The organism is Flavobacterium sp. JAS (assembly GCF_020991455.1).
In the GTDB taxonomy this organism is placed as follows: Bacteria; Bacteroidota; Bacteroidia; order Flavobacteriales; family Flavobacteriaceae; genus Flavobacterium.
In genome coordinates this window covers 1-13935 of sequence record NZ_JAJMOX010000020.1, presented here as the reverse complement: position 1 = coordinate 13935, position 13935 = coordinate 1, and the positions used below count along the sequence as shown (strand labels likewise).

General features: G+C 36.0%; 13 protein-coding genes and 1 pseudogene. 13 read left to right on the top strand and 1 reads right to left on the bottom strand.

Annotated features, from left to right (window positions below; genetic code table 11):
- Window positions 1–167 precede the first annotated feature (167 nt).
- The 12 genes from LPB88_RS22650 to LPB88_RS22595 all read left to right on the top strand — a co-directional run bounded on the left by LPB88_RS22650 (window position 168) and on the right by LPB88_RS22595 (window position 13034).
- The gene (locus tag LPB88_RS22650) at window positions 168–488 is read left to right on the top strand and encodes a hypothetical protein (RefSeq protein ID WP_230717939.1); all 321 of its coding nucleotides are present in this window, start codon (window positions 168–170) and stop codon (window positions 486–488) included.
- A 146-nt stretch (window positions 489–634) separates the two neighbouring features.
- Window positions 635–1069 (top strand): conjugal transfer protein MobA, encoded by a 435-nt coding sequence (gene mobA / locus LPB88_RS22645; RefSeq protein ID WP_230717938.1) that lies wholly within the window; start codon window positions 635–637, stop codon window positions 1067–1069.
- A gap of 369 nt (window positions 1070–1438) precedes the next feature.
- Window positions 1439–1699 carry a hypothetical protein gene (locus LPB88_RS22640; protein ID WP_230717937.1) on the top strand — a complete coding sequence of 87 codons (261 nt, stop codon included), beginning with the start codon at window positions 1439–1441 and terminating at the stop codon, window positions 1697–1699.
- A 10-nt stretch (window positions 1700–1709) separates the two neighbouring features.
- On the top strand, window positions 1710–3383 hold the full coding sequence (locus LPB88_RS22635; RefSeq protein ID WP_230717936.1) for a recombinase family protein: 1674 nt from the start codon (window positions 1710–1712) through the stop codon (window positions 3381–3383).
- A gap of 266 nt (window positions 3384–3649) precedes the next feature.
- Window positions 3650–5401, top strand: coding sequence for an alkaline phosphatase (locus LPB88_RS22630; protein ID WP_230717935.1), 1752 nt, complete (start codon window positions 3650–3652; stop codon window positions 5399–5401).
- A gap of 472 nt (window positions 5402–5873) precedes the next feature.
- Window positions 5874–7268: a hypothetical protein gene (locus LPB88_RS22625; RefSeq protein WP_230717934.1), complete on the top strand. Its 1395-nt coding sequence runs from the start codon at window positions 5874–5876 to the stop codon at window positions 7266–7268.
- Between the two features lie 10 nt (window positions 7269–7278).
- Window positions 7279–7788 (top strand): hypothetical protein, encoded by a 510-nt coding sequence (locus LPB88_RS22620; RefSeq protein WP_230717933.1) that lies wholly within the window; start codon window positions 7279–7281, stop codon window positions 7786–7788.
- Between the two features lie 508 nt (window positions 7789–8296).
- Complete coding sequence (locus tag LPB88_RS22615) at window positions 8297–8554, top strand: hypothetical protein (RefSeq protein ID WP_230717932.1); 258 nt, start codon at window positions 8297–8299, stop codon at window positions 8552–8554.
- 112 nt (window positions 8555–8666) lie between these two features.
- Entirely contained in the window at window positions 8667–10103 is a 1437-nt protein-coding gene (gene xseA / locus LPB88_RS22610) for an exodeoxyribonuclease VII large subunit (protein ID WP_230717931.1), read from the top strand.
- A complete protein-coding gene (gene xseB / locus LPB88_RS22605; RefSeq protein WP_230717930.1) occupies window positions 10081–10287 on the top strand; it encodes an exodeoxyribonuclease VII small subunit in 207 nt (68 codons plus the stop codon). The genes xseA and xseB overlap by 23 nt, the downstream gene beginning before the upstream one ends.
- A gap of 858 nt (window positions 10288–11145) precedes the next feature.
- Complete coding sequence (locus LPB88_RS22600; protein WP_230717929.1) at window positions 11146–12666, top strand: MauE/DoxX family redox-associated membrane protein; 1521 nt, start codon at window positions 11146–11148, stop codon at window positions 12664–12666.
- A 95-nt stretch (window positions 12667–12761) separates the two neighbouring features.
- Window positions 12762–13034, top strand: coding sequence for a DUF6520 family protein (locus tag LPB88_RS22595; protein WP_255673734.1), 273 nt, complete (start codon window positions 12762–12764; stop codon window positions 13032–13034).
- A gap of 71 nt (window positions 13035–13105) precedes the next feature.
- Here LPB88_RS22595 and LPB88_RS22590 read toward each other — a convergent pair whose 3' ends face one another.
- Window positions 13106–13594 carry a S9 family peptidase gene (locus LPB88_RS22590; protein ID WP_230717927.1) on the bottom strand — a complete coding sequence of 163 codons (489 nt, stop codon included), beginning with the start codon at window positions 13592–13594 and terminating at the stop codon, window positions 13106–13108.
- A gap of 2 nt (window positions 13595–13596) precedes the next feature.
- On the opposite strand from LPB88_RS22590, the pseudogene LPB88_RS22585 reads away from it, so the two are divergent.
- A pseudogene (locus tag LPB88_RS22585) lies at window positions 13597–13935 on the top strand (conjugal transfer protein TraG); the annotation flags it as partial.

Here is a 13935-nt window from a genome sequence, read left to right as displayed (position 1 = left end):
ATATTAGCTAAGTGTTTCATTATATGTGTATTAATAATTAACTCGATTAGACTTAAAACTTAAAGTGGCTACCTTGTGCATATTATTATTTACTCATGCAGGTAGGCAAGTCTTAAGGTATTCAAGTAATCAAGCAATGAAGCAATCATGTGCACAGGTAAGCATGTATGCAGGTTGGCATTCCTGCCTGCAAGCCGGCAAGCAGTCACGCAATCAAGCGTGCATGTATACATAAAGGTCAGCAGGTGCTCAGCCAGTCCAGCAGTGCCTTAAAAAAAATATTTTTCCAAAAGAAAACAGAAAAAATGAAAAAAGAAAAAGAAAGCAATCTCAAAGGACGGGATTCAGACAGGCCAAAAGGAATCGGAATAAGTCCCGAAGGGTGTCTTGAGAGGAACGAGCATGGCATTATGCCGAAGTCTTTTTGCCAGACTGAAAAGCCCGTCATACCTTCGGTTTCTTTTTATTATTTTTTGGATAAAATATAGATAAAAAAAATTCCAATATTATAGGTTTAAGACTAAGCTAGGAACAAATAAGACAAATGCTTCCACCTGCTTTCAAACACTTCCAAATTGAATTGTAACTCTGAGTATATATTATATTGGTTTTTAAGAAATTGAAATAAGAAGTTATGGAGAGTGAAGAAAAAAAGAAATGGAACATAGGAGGAAGACCTCCAAAAACAGATCCCGCCGTCCACCGCTATTCCATCAGTCTTACTGCAGAAGAAAATGCCCGCTTTCTGACTCTTTTTGAAACATCAGGGATGCATGTAATGGCACACTTTATTACAGCGTGTGTTTTTCAAAAAGGAATAAAAACAGTTAAGATCGATAAAGCGACAATGGATTATTATATGCGCCTGACCTCCTTTTACAGCCAGTTTAGGGCTGTCGGGGTAAATTACAATCAGGTTGTAAAGATATTATATCAAAAATTTTCCGAAAAGAAAGCTTCGGCATATCTATACAGACTCGAAAAGCAGACAATAGAATTAGCTGTTTTATCCAAAAAGATAATACAGCTCACAGAGGAATTTGAAGAAAAGCACATTAAAAAACCTTGACATAACAGCGAAATTTCAAGAAATATAAGTCTACAGACGTGTTTAATTCGCGTCCAATGTATGAAACATGATTTTCACTGTGCCATATATAAAGAATTGATAAGATACATCGGTAAGATTTTATTAATTGCTGTTTATCGAAAAATACCTTTCGGTTATGTTCTAGCCAAGCTTTAATTATTGAAATTGCTGTAAGCCTGCAATTTCCGTTTTCGATACTATGCCTTTAAAAGACAAAGAGTACCAGTGGCACTATAAACGTCATAGCTTCAAACATGCATAATTATATTTATTAAAATAAATATAATTAGGTGTAATTAGGAAGGATCGTGAAAGCGGTCTTTTACAGTTTAGAGCAGGAGGTGCACGATGAGAAATGAAAGAACGGATAAAAGAAAAACCATTATAGGCAGGGAGTTAGTAGAGCCACATGCTGAGAGCACAAATATAATGATCGAACAAAGAGAGAGCGTTTCTGGTAATGAGAAAGGAAAAACCGTAAAGAATCAGCAAAAATTAACTATTGAAGAATTAAGAAGTTGTAAAGGTTTTGAAACAATATCCGAAGCGGAAGGACAGGAGATAATTGAAAGCCTGTTTCAATTGGCAGTAATAGTTTATAATTTTTAAAACTAAGAATATGAGTATTGAAAATTTCAAAAAATTTCAAAAAGAAAAACTAGCTCAAAAAGATGAGGTAAAAGAAATTTGGGGTTACACTAGGGTAAGCTCAAAACTACAGTTAGTAAATAATAGTCTGGAGGAACAGCGCAGTGAAATAGTTCAGTTCGCATCTAGGAATGGCTATACACTTAAGAACATACTTGGAGGTACTTATGAAAGCGCCTCGGGAGATTTCACAAGAAAAGAGTTTACAAAACTATTGGAAGAAGTTAAAAGCTCAAAGCAGAAACCTTTCGCAATTGCCATTAAATTTATCAGTAGGTTCTCCAGAACAGGAGGCAACGCTATAACTATTGTGCACGAACTAATTGATAAGCTGGGTGTTCATCTAATCGAGACATCATCAGGGCTATGCACCAATGATGAATACAGTAAACTGGATATTTACAGCAAGCTCTTGGATGCCAGAAGGGAAAACATGGACAGGTTAGAAAAAACAATTCCTGGCATGAAAGCACTGCTAAGGTCAGGGAACTGGCTTGGCAAAGCTCCCAGAGGCTATACAATGCGGGGGAGAAAAGTAGGTGACTATGCCTTAATGCAGGACACGCAGTCTATTACAATCAATCAGGAAGGAGAGATTTTAAAAAAGGCATGGAAATGGAAACTTTCAGGGGAAAGAGATTATGTGATCAGACAGAAACTTGAAAAACTGGATTTTATTATTTCAAAGCAGGGGATTAGCTCTATGTGGCGCAACCCTTTTTATTGCGGGATCTTAGTTAATGCATTAATTGAAGAACCAGTGAAAGGAAACTGGGCTGGGTTAGTTAGTGAAGAAGATTTCCTGAAAGTTGATAATATGCTTTCGGAAAACCACGTAATTACAGTTAAAGAATATTGTAAAACTAAAGTCAATGAGTTTAGACCCCTTACAGGATTTTTAAGATGTGAGTGTGGTTGCCTACTTACAAGTTATGAGGTTCGAAAAAAGAAAACACACTATTATAAATGCCAAAAATGTAAAAATGCCAGTTTTAATGCTCTGACCACTCAAAAATCAAAAATGGAAGGTTTAAATGATTCTTTCGAACGATTATTGTCAAAGTATACATTAAACTCAAAATTTGTAGAGCCTTTTAAAATACAGTTAAATAAATTCTTTGATGCTGTGAACGCAGAGGCTAAAGAGGAAACGAAAAGCTTACTTCTAAAGAAAAAAGATATTGAAATTAAAATTGAGAATTTGGATAAACGCTATTTTGAGAATACAAATTTTGGAGATGATAAATACAATAGATATGCGCTTCAGTTTGAAACCGAATTAAAGATGATTGAAAGCCAGATATACTCTAATGCCAAAAAAATATCTAACCACAACAGACATATCGATAAGGTAGTAGAAAAAGTCTCGAACATCAGTAAATACTGGAGAGAGGGAGATATTGAGAGTAAAATCAGGATTCAAAACTTGGTATTTCCTGAGGGATTGTCAATTAGGGCTGAAAACAGGCAATATCTAACCAATAAAGTAAACCTTGTTTTTGGGTTAGTCTCAACATTTACAAGGCTTGAGGTAAATAGTAAAAAACAAAAAACCCATCAAAATTTTGATGGGTTATTCTCTGTAGCGGGAACAGGACTCGAACCTGTTAATGAAAAAAATATCTTAGTTTTTGTGCCAAATTAGAAAGAAGCTATAATCAATTGAAGATGTATAGTGGCCTATTACTATTTGTCCTGAAAAGAATCAAAAATAGATTTATCTCTGATTAGTTTGAAAATAGTATAGGCTTTAATATTGTAGAAAAAGTAATAAGTTCCAGTTTAGAGATCTTAAAAAGATTAATAAATTATTATAGTAAATGGATTGTTAATATTAATGTACGGTAATTTTAAAAATGCCATAACTTATGCCTAAATATTATATTGTTTTTTTGATATAAAAATTTTTTTATGGAAAATAACAATGATTTAAGCAGGAGAAGGTTTCTTAGAAATTCTTTATTGGTCGCTGGAGGAGTTTTCATCGCCCCACTTATTGAAAGCTGTAGTGAGGATGATAAAACCGATAACAGCGGTGCGCCAGACGGAATGAAAAATGAAGGGTTTGAGACCGGAGTAGCCAGTTTTGACCCGACTGAAACAGGAGTGATTATCTGGACAAGATATTCAGCAGGTTCAGACGCTGAAATAACCTGGGAGCTAAGTCGGGATGCCGGATTTTCTGAGGTAACAAGAAAAGGGCAGGCAGGGGCATCATCGATAAATGATTTTACAATAGCGGTAGATGTTCAGAATATTACCTCCAATACAAAATATTATTATAGATTTTATAATGCCAAAACCAAACAAGTAACTCTTACCGGAGAAACACGCACACTGCCCTCTAAAACAGATATGGTAAATGATGTAAAGATGGCTGTTGTTTCGTGTTCTAATTTTCCAGCAGGACTTTTCAATGTGTATGGAGCAATTGCCTCTTCAGATGCTGATGTAGTGGTTCATCTTGGAGATTATATTTACGAATATGCGCCGGGGCAGTATGGAACAAATCCATTTACCAACTCCCTGGGCAGAGAACATAAACCAGCCAGGGAGATTACAAGCCTCAGCGATTACAGAGAGCGCTACAGACAATATAGAACAGATAAAAATCTTCAGCTTCTTCATCAGAAAAAACCTTTTATATGTGTCTGGGATGACCATGAGTTTGCTAACGATACCTATAAATCCGGCGCAGAAAATCATCAGGCTACCGAAGGAGATTTTCAGATGAGAAAAATGGCGGCTTTTCAGGCCTACAGCGAATATATTCCGCTTAAAACAGGAAAAGATCTTAGAATTTACAGAAGTTTTAATTTCGGTAATATTCTTTCGCTTTATATGATGGATACCAGAGTTATAGCAAGAGATAAGCAGATGAGTTATTCGGATTATATTGATAATGGCGGAAATTTTGACCAGACAAAATTCAGAACGGATCTGTTAAGCACAAACAGAAAATTAATTGGAAGCGAACAAATGACATGGCTGGGATCACAGATTAGTGCAGATACTACTAAATGGAAAGTATTGGGCCAGCAGATTCTGATGACAAAAATGTTGATTCCCGCAGAGCTGCTGCTGCTTTTAAACCAAGTTCTGGCAGAAGTGAATCATTTCGGAAGCGCACAACCGGCCACCATGCAGGCTCTTATTGGTGCAATCTCTGAGCTTGTTGTTATTAAAATCAGACATAAACAAAGTGATCCTTCTTTAACTGCTCAGGAAATTGCAAGAGTTACCACGACTCTGCCGTATAATCTGGATGCCTGGGATGGTTATTTTGCGGAAAGAGAACAATTGTATGGCTTGCTTTCTGGAAAAAATGTTGTGGTTTTGGCCGGAGATACTCATAATGCGTGGATGGGTAAACTTACCGATATGCAAGGAAATCATATTGGAACTGAAATAGCCTGCAGTTCTGTTTCATCACCAGGACTGGAAGCTTATCTTGGAATTACATCTGACCCTGCAAAAGCGATAGAATTAGCACAAGCGTTTACAGTACTGATAGATGATTTAGAATATGCAAATTTATATAAGCGAGGGTATACCTATCTTAAATTTACACTATCTGGTTGTGAAGCTCAGTGGCGATTTGTAGATAGTGTAACAACTGAAACTACCAGTACTGTGACAGAAAAAAAATATACTATAGCATAGAAATCTCATTTGGCACTGCTTGATTTTTTTTTTAAGTGTCAAAAAAATGCTTGAATTTAATCGGGACAGGAGTAATCGTGTTCCGATTTTTTTATCCTATAGATTTGAATATTTCTAAACTAAGCATTGATTATCGATGTGTTAATACAGGTAAGGCAAAATCAATGCAAGAGTTTTTATATGCATAAGTTTCTATCAAAATTTATTGATGATAAATCGTAATGATAGAGAGCCTTAACTTTTTGTGGCAAAATAGGTATCCCCTCCAATATCCATGTGCCAGTATTTTGCCGCAAAAACTCCAATCTTTTTCAGACAGTATTATAACTACCTATCGATAGTTTATTTTAAAGAATGAATTCATTTTAGATTAATCTGGCTGTTTTTCCTGATTTTTTAAATAAGTAAGAATAGGTGTAATTAACTTGTTAAAAATTTGTTATATTTATACGAATTTTTAAATTTTATAGAATTGAAAGAAGTAACGAATCCATTTTTTAAAATTGGTATTATTATCGTACTAGTTTTTTTCCTGTGTAATTGTAGTAATCAGAATGATGAGAACAATGATTCTATTCAAGGACAAGATCCCGAATTTGGAGTCTTTAAAACAGTATCATTAAAGAATTCCATTGACTTTTTTACAAAATTAAACAGTGATCGACTAACGAGAAGATATAGTGATGATATTGGTTTAGATATTAACTTAGAATCATTGCAACAAGTTGATATAGAAGGTACTGATGCTAAAGTTAATTTAGCTCTTGCTGCTACAAAGTTTGAAGGTGTTGATACTGAAGTCTTACAAGTAGAAATAGACGGAGAGTTGCAAACAGTTTTATTTCATCAAGTGCCAGAAATAGATATAACCGATGGCGGGGGAGGCGGATTAAATCCCATTGATCCTATTGATCCAAATGATTTTACAGGGTCTGTTTATACTACAGATTTAGATGGTCGGGTGCTTAGTGGTTTTAAAATTGTTGAAGGGGTCGTTTCGGTTGGGTATGATTTTACGCAACTCAATTCCATTGATCCACCAATAAAATTGAATGAAGTTATTATACCAGGCTATGTTAAGCCCATTCTTCCTCCAACAAATGACGCTGTTACCAGAATGGATTATCAATTTGTGAGATCTCAGAATAATGGTTCCGCAATGGGAATTGCTTATTTTGCTGCTATAAATAAAAAGGTTTCCAAAGAAATTGATGATGAGATCGATGATAGCAAATTGCCACCTTGTTTAAAAAATATACTAAGTGATTTAAAAAAGACTAGTTCTAGTCCAGGTAATTTGATTACAAAATTTACTGGAAATTTATCGTCTGATTATAATTGGACCATGGAGTCAGGACCAACAAAGCCAGATGTTCCCGCACATACACTACCTGGGTCTTATAATGCAACAACAGGCATTAAGACAGTGTTTGATGTTGCATCTTATCCTGAGGCAACTGAGTTATCTTGGGCAAGAACAATGATGCACGAGTCGATTCATGCTTATTTGACAACATATTACATACGTAATCCACGTGGTCTCGTTGCTGATTATCCTGTAATGTTTCAAGAATGGATATCCGAGACCAATAGAGGTTTAAATGCGACACAACATGAAGAAATTGCAAGAAGTTTTGTGAAATCTTTTGCAGATGCTTTTGAGGCTTACGGTGTTAGTAAAGGTTATAAATTGGATAAACAATTTTATCAAGATATGGCTTGGGGTGGTCTAATAGAAACTGATGCATTTATGAAATTGCCTGAAGCGGATAGAAAAAGAATATCAAATACGATCGAAATTGAGTTAAGAGGTAAAGATGATTTGGATAATGTTAAACCTCAAAAAGGTAAAAAAGCAGGATGTTAATTTATGCATTATGAAAAAATATAAATTTATCGTTTTAGTATTTGTTTGTTTGTTTTTTATCACCGGATGTTCTCTTGGGCAAACAAAATTGATTCCGACTAATAATAAAGGAGGATATACTGTGAGCATAGGTAAAGGTCAATTGAATAATAAACCAGAAACTGTTGAGGTTCTGATAAAGGATGGAACAAGTGTAACTATTCATGGGCACGTTTTTGATGTAAAAACAGGCAAACCCCTTAGCAAGGTACAATTGACTGATGGTTGTTTTAAATTTTTTACCACAGAAGAAGGGGAATATTCTTTTAGAACCCGAAATCTAGAGGGAAATTCATTTTATCTGCAAGCGGTGGTCTATCCATATTTGGCAGTTGAGACAGATTATATTGATATATATAATAAAAAGGAAGTAATAGTAGATTTTTATTTAATGATGGATGAAAGACCTTTGTTTGATTGTTCTGGAATAGGGAGTGATAGGCATAAACGAATACAAAATGAGCTTAATAATTTAAAATAAAACTATTTATATTAATCTAATTAATATAAAATGTACAAACTATTTAATCTATTGGTTTTCTATCAAGAACAAACACTATAATATACTCGAACCTAACTATTGTATCCCTTATCATTACTGCAATTTTAATTCTAAAAAAAAGCTTGTGCCACTATGTTGCCACAAACTTAAAATATGCCTTTTTTAAACTGTTTAATGATTAAGAGCCTTAACTTTTGTGGCATAAAAAGATAGCCAATCCAAGTGCGTTTTGAATGAAAATGGAATCAAATTTTTAATTGTTTAAAATTTTATGATTTTACCAAATCATGCTATTTTGATTTTTAGTATTTTTAAGGATGTAAAATAATGTTAGAGGAGAAGCCTATTTTGGGAAGTTCACTTATCGCAAATCTTAAGATAAGCAGTGGGTGAGAAATAGGAACATAATAAAAAGCAGATAAGTTGTAAGAGTTAGCTTTTTTTTAAGTATATTATTTTACGCGATAACACAAGAAGAAATACCACCATGGAGAAAACTATAAAACTTAGAGTAAGGAAAGAAATTGATAATAGTCGTGAGCTCAAGGTATTAAAACTAAAAGGGAGTTTAATTTCCAAAGGCTACACAGAGATCATCCATATTGCCGATGAGAATGAGGATTTTTACCTGAATTCCTTTTCGACTTCTTCTGATTGTAAAAAACAGGCGGAAGATTTTGTACTGGATTATATTTCCAGTCATGACCTTACCGATACCATTACTCTTGTAGGGTCAGTGCGATAATTATTTTGTGAGGTCTTTTAAAAAGGACATCAAACCATTTTTTTTAAACAATTATTGAATCTCCTTTTAGTTTAGGATGATTTAAAAAGAAATATTTTAGCTCACTGCTTTTATGGGATCAGAAAAATATATCAAACTCTCAGAGCTCAACGGTAAAATTAACGATGCCTTGACCGATCGTTTTAAAGGGCAGACTTTTTGGGTGGTGGCCGATATTACCAATCATTCCTATAAAGCCGATAAAAAAATCCATTATTTTGAACTGGTGGAAAAAGGCACTACCTCCAATAGTATTGTTGCCAAAATTATAGGCAAAGCCTGGGGCACAGGATCGATGCATCTTTCTGATTTTGAGAAAAACACAGGACAGAGCTTTACCAATAATATCAATGTACTGGTTCTAGTTAGTGTGGACTACCATCCCTTGTTTGGACTCTCACTCAATGTCCTGGATATAGATACCAATTTCACCCTTGGAATCTTAGAACAGCAACGCAATGCCACCCTTAAAAGGCTCGTGGAAGAGAACACTTTTATCGTTAAAGAAGGGGAGCAGTATATTACGCGGAACAATCAGTTAAAACTAAGGGCAGTTATTCAAAGAGTAGCAGTGCTATCGGGGAGTAACTCCGCCGGTCATGAAGATTTCAGGCATACGCTCGAGAATAATGATTTTGGTTATGTTTTTCAGATCGATGATTATCCCACCATTGTTCAGGGAGATAATAATGCTAAAGTGTTTCTAGAGAAACTAATTGAGGTGTATCGCTCTAGCAAAATCTATGATGTCGTTGTCATTACAAGAGGAGGAGGAGCGCAGTCTGATTTTCTGATCTTTGACAATTATAACATCGGACGTGCTGTGGCCAAGTTTCCCATTCCGGTGATCACAGGAATAGGGCATCAAAAAAATGTAAGTATAACCGATCTCATGGCCCATACCCAGACCAAGACACCAACCAAGGCAGCCGAGTTTATTATCGCGCATAACCGCAGTTTTGAGCAGAGTATATTATCGCTGCAAAAAAACATCGTCATTAAATCGCAGCAGCTTTTTCTGCTGAATTACCAAAACCTTTCGAGTATTAAAAGCAACCTTTCCAACAGTGCAAGGAAGCTCCTATCGGGACATAAAGATGCCTTAAGCTCAATTAATCAAAGCACAATCAACAGCTCCAAATCAATTCTGTATCAAGAGCACCGCCAGTTGGTGAATCTCTCACATCAGATCTCAGGCAAGCCCCGGATTATTCTCTACAACAGAATTAATGATATTGGAAATACCATCAGTAATTTAAAAACATTCACAAATCAGTATCTTCGCAATCAAAAAGGATATCTGGGACATTACAGCTCGAGTATCAGGATGATGTCTCCGGAGAACATCCTTAAAAAGGGCTACGCTATAGTGAGAGTAAATGATAAAATTACCAGTAATGCCGATACTATAGCTGTGGGAGACACAATGGATGTGATACTCTCTGATGCTATTTTTAAAACTACCGTCAAAGAAAAAACAAAATACAATGGAAGAGACACTGACTTATGAGATGGCCTATGCTGAGCTTGCAGCAATTGCAAAGGAAATAGAAAATGAAACGATTTCAGTTGATGTACTGGCCACAAAGGTCAAAAGAGCCTCTGAGCTTATTACTTTTTGCCAGGCCAAACTCAAATCAACAGAGAGTGAAGTCAATAAGATTATCAGTCAAATGGAAAATCCTGCAAGCTAAGACAATGTGTACCGGTAATAATTTGAGTTGCCTGGTGCGTTAGTTTATATATCATCCGATATAAACTAAATATGAAGTTCTAAAACTCAGTATTTGTCTATAAGCCTATAAAGGAATAAAGCCCATTGAGTAATTTGCTTAATGGGCTTTCTTTATAATATAAAAACAAGTACATTATTTTTGAATGATATGCATTTAAAGAAACTAGTTTGTTTTATCACCATCAGCAATGGTTTCTTTTTTTGACTCTTGTAAGTCATATCTGTACTGCTTTATTGCGGCTATTCTTCTATATTCTCGGGAGCGCTGCGTTTAATGTGCTGGTAAAAGTCCTTAAGGTGCCACCAGGCAGGACACATCTCCAAAGGGCCATTAAAAGTGCGTATGCCTATGTAGCAACTGTTTAAGAAAAGCTGCGTATCGCTAATTTTAGCCCATTGTTTCCATTGCACCTCAGGAGGCGGAGGTGTGCTTTCAAAATAGCGTTTTATTTCTTCATGATTCATAAGACAAAAGTAAGCAAAATGTGAATGTTTGTCAAGGCTGCAGCTACTTTATAGCATTAGAATTTTAAGGGTTTCTCCTGTACTTTTCAGTAGGTTGGATACGAACGAATTGCTATGAAATGAAAAATTTATCTGGTGGTTTGTAAGATTGAATTTTCTGAAAAAATGCCAATTAAAATAGATGTATGTATAAAGCCTTTTTTTAGTATAAGATAAGAATTTTGAAAATTGCCTGTTTTAGAAACCTTTTGGCTTGTTTTTGATAGCAGCTGTAAAATAGAACTCCTCTAAATTTACTTCGTTTGAATATCAAACAAAATGATTTGGTGCAATGATGTAAAAAACTTTGATTATGAAATTAAAGAACAGTTTTAAAAGTATTTTTATAGAAGCGGTCTCTCTTTTATATGTATTGTTATTTGTCTACGCAGCCAGCAGCAAACTCATGGATTTTGAGAATTTTCAGGTCCAGATAGGACAATCGCCCCTTTTGAGTGTATTTGCATCTTGGGTATCCTGGCTGGTTCCTCTAATTGAATTGCTGTTATCGGCTGCTCTGATCATACCCAGATTTCGTTATTTTGGTCTTTTGGGCGCCCTGAGCCTGATGAGTATGTTTATAGCCTATATTTTTATTATCCTGCACTTCAGCTCTTTTGTTCCCTGTTCGTGTGGCGGTATATTAGAGAAAATGAGCTGGAATACCCATCTTATTTTCAATATTGTTTTTCTGCTGCTGGCAATCTTGGCCATACTATGGGAAGATAAGAATATTACCGGTAAGAAAGTCTTGCCAAAATTCTTTACCCCAATAAAAACAATCTTATTTTTAATGGGTTGCAGTATCTTCACCATGGTGCTTTTGTTTTTGTTCTCAGAGCGGATCATGCATCATGAGAATCCGTTTATCAGGCGTTATCCCCAGCACCCTGTTATGCTCCAAAAAGCAATAAACCTACAATTTAATTCCTATTATTTTGCCGGAAATACCAACAACCGGATCTATCTGGCCAACTATACCGATCCTCTTCATATTACGGTATTCGATACAACCCTAAGGCGCAAAGAGGTTTTCAAAATCACTTTTGATCCCAAGGATATCCCCTTTAAAAGGATAAAAATTATAGTCAGAGGATCTTATTTTTATTTGATGGATGGTACGGTTCCCTGTATTTTTTGGGGTAGGACAACCAATTGGAAAATTACAAACCAAATAAAGGGCTGCCACTACTTTACAATAGCCGAACCAGTGGATAGCTCCGCTGTACTTTTCAGGTCCAATAACGGGAAAAATGCAGCGCATATCTTCAGCTCGTATAAAGCACTTAGGACTCCCAAGATCATTTATAACGCCTCCCTTTTGCAGCAACAGTTAGACGGCGTTTTTGATACGGATGGCATGCTTGCCTATAACGAGAAGATGAAACAGATGGTTTATCTCTACTATTACAGAAATGAATATACAGTGGCAGACGCTAATGCAAAATTAATAGCTCGGGGACACACCATCGATACCATATCACATGCCCAGATTAAGGTGGTGTATCTCAAAGACAAAACAGAGCGTAAAATGGCCGCGCCGCCTTTGATTGTTAATGCAAATCTTACTGTTTACAAAAACCTGTTGTTTGTAAACTCCAAAATTCAGGGGCGTTTTGAGGATCAAAAATTATGGAAACAAGCCCAGATAATAGATGTTTATGACCTGAGCAAAAACACCTATGTATTGAGTTTTGCTCTTTACAACATTGAAAATAAAAAACTGCAGTCCTTTAAGGTAACCGATACCCATTTGTATGCTTTGATAGGGGATGAACTGGCTGTTTACGAGCTCAGAGATATAATAAAAAAAGAAATAAAAATGCGACAATAACAAACAGCATTTAAAGTATATCGGCCGATGTCAGGAAATAGATCGAACACCTGTAGAAAAAAGTAGATCAAGATTTTAATTTAATATTTAATAGTATGAAAACCTTATTAAAAAATGTAATGCCGGTGGCTGTTATTGCCATGGGCATTGCCGGAGCATTTGCTACCATGTCAATGCAGAGCAGCGCTAGTAGTATTACCCCTAAGATGGGATTTACTCTTGACGCGCAAGGCGCTTGTAACATTCCCGTAAGTTGTGATACTCAGGGAACACAAATTTGCCGTCTTAACGGCGATAGTGGCCCTCAGGCATTTGGTAAAACTACTCAGGGTAATTGCAATCAAGTGTTGTTTCGCCCTGTAAATTAAATAGTTTGGGGTGAATAAATGGCAATGCAGTTCCAAATCGGAACTGCATTGCTTTTTAAACTTATTTTTAATTATTTCACACCATCGCTTATCCATTGGGCCGATAAATCATCTTTAAGATAATAGGCAAACCACTGCTGAACCCGCTCTCCCATATCTTTTTGATTTTCCGGTTTTAAAATTGCGTGTCCCTCCTCAGGATAGAGTAACATGATACATTTCTTGCCCAGTCTGCGAAGTGCAAAATAAAACTCCATACTCTGATGTGGATCTACGTTAAAATCTTCTTTTCCGCTCCACATTAAAAGCGGTGTATTAACTTTATCGGCATAGGTTATGGGAGAATTCCGGTAATAGAGTTCAGGGGTATCAAAGGGAGTCTGACTTATTTTCCATTGGCCGTCAGTGAATCGATACATATTGGGGAAGTAAAAATTTTTAGCCAGGGTAAAATAAAAACTAGTAAGGTCAGTACTTCCAGCGCTTGAAATGGCTGCTGCAAAAAGATTAGTCTGGGTAATGATGAAATTAGACTCATAGCCTCCAAAAGAATGTCCCATAAGGCCGGGCCGAATATGTGAAGTATCTTTTTAAGACTGTACGGAAATTCTTCGGAGAGGCCATAGTGGTGACCCAGGAAGTGGAGGATATTATCTCCTCTCCGGTGGTCAAACAAGCCATTATCAACAACAGCGACTGCAAGATTCTACTGGATCAAAGCAAATATCAAAATAAGTTTGATCAGATCCAGGAGCTCTTAGGGCTCACTGAAAAAGAAAAAGCGCTGGTGCTTTCAGTGAATAAGGCCAATGATCCCGATAAGAAATACAAAGAGGTTTTTATTTCCCTAGGGGGAATGCTCTCCAGGGTATACCGAACAGAAGTTTCTCTAGAGGAGTAC